Raw genomic sequence first — 1,712 nt, forward strand, 5'->3', positions numbered from 1 at the left:
CCTTCGCGACCCTGAGCGAACACCGCGACGACGCCGCACAGTTCTGGAAGAGCATCGCCCCCGCCGAGGCCGGCGCCAAGGCTTTCGGGGCGGGTATCCAGCGGGTGTGGCTCGACGGTCGTGCCAAGGTCCAGCTCGACCGGACGGTGGCGCACATCGGAGCGCCGCAGGCCTGGGAGAAGGGCTACAAGGGCGACGGGGTCAAGGTGGCGGTCCTCGACACCGGTTACGACCCGAACCACCCCGACCTCAAGGGCCTCATCGTCGGCTCGGCGAACTTCACCACCGAGGCGAACACCGATGACTCCAACGGCCACGGTACCCATGTGACCTCGACCGTCGCGGGTTCCGGCGCGGCCTCCGGCGGCACGTACAAGGGCGTGGCGCCCGGTGCGAAGATCCTGTCGGGCAAGGTCTGCACCTCGGACGGCTGGTGCGACAACTCCGACATCGTCGAGGCCATGGCCTGGGCGGCCGAGCAGGGCGCCAAGGTGATCAGCCTCAGCCTGGGCGAAACCGACACCCCGGACACCGACGTCATCGAGGCGATGGTCGAGACCGTCACCCGTGAGCACGGTGTCCTGGTCGTGGCCGCGGCCGGCAACAACGGTCCCGGCAAGGTCAACTCTCCCGCCTCCGCCGAGGGCGCGCTGGCCGTCGGGGCCACCCAGATCGACGACGAGCTCGCCTTCTTCACCGCGGTCGGTCCCCGGGTGGGCGACTTCGGCCTCAAGCCCGACCTCGTCGCCCCCGGCGTCGGCGTCGTCGCCGCCAGGGCGGGCGGTACCACCGCCGACGACGGCTACATCGGCATGTCCGGCACCTCGATGGCCACGCCGCACGTCGCCGGTGCCGCCGCCATCCTGTTCCAGCAGCACCCCGACTGGACCCCGGAGCAGGTCAAGCGGCAGCTGATGCAGACCACGGCCGGCGGCTTCGAACGCGGCGCCTACTACCAGGGCGCCGGACGTGTCGACGTCGCCCGGGCGGTCGGCCAGCAGGTCACCGCCGAGACCACCGCACTGTCCTTCGGCCAGATCCGCTGGACCGACGGCGAGCGGCCGCCGGTGGACAAGACGCTCACATACCGCAACCCGGGCAGTGAGCCGGTCACCCTCGACCTCGCGCTCAACGCGAGCCACAAGGCCGGCAAGCAGCCCGCGCCGGAGGGTCTGTTCCGCCTCAGCACCGACAAGGTCACCGTGCCCGCGCACGGAACCGCGGACGTCACCCTCACCGCCACCCCGGAGATCGCCACGATCTACACGGCGTACAGCGGTGTGGTCACCGCCTCCACCGCGGACAAGACGGTCTCGGTGCGCACCCCGCTCGGCATGGACGTCGAACAGCCGGCCTATGACCTTCGCCTCAGCGTGAAGGACCGCTCGGGCGAAGCCCCCGACCACGCCTACCTGATCGTCAACTCCAACGACCGCCAGTCCTACGAGGTGGAGCTGCACGGCAAGAGCAGCACCGTGCTGAGGCTGCCCAAGGGCAAGACCTACTCCGTGGGCGGCTTCCTCTTCGACGAGGCGTACACCGAGGGCACCGTGGTCGGTGTGCCGGAGGTCGCGTTGACCACCGACCGGGACGCCGCCATCGACGCCCGCAACGCCGAGCCCGTCACGATCTCGGCCCCGAGCCGCTCGGCCCGGATGCTTTCCAACGAGTTCGGCACCATCGGCCTGTCCGACCACCTGTTCTCCGTCAAC

The 1,712-nt window shown here is 70.3% G+C and carries 1 protein-coding gene; it reads left to right on the plus strand.

Annotated features, from left to right (window positions below; genetic code table 11):
• The coding region (locus tag ABT078_RS42460; protein WP_351237824.1) for a S8 family peptidase at positions 1–1,712 on the plus strand (1,712 nt) is incomplete at both ends.

This window comes from Streptomyces sp. NPDC002133 (genome assembly GCF_040296405.1).
GTDB lineage: Bacteria > Actinomycetota > Actinomycetes > Streptomycetales > Streptomycetaceae > Streptomyces.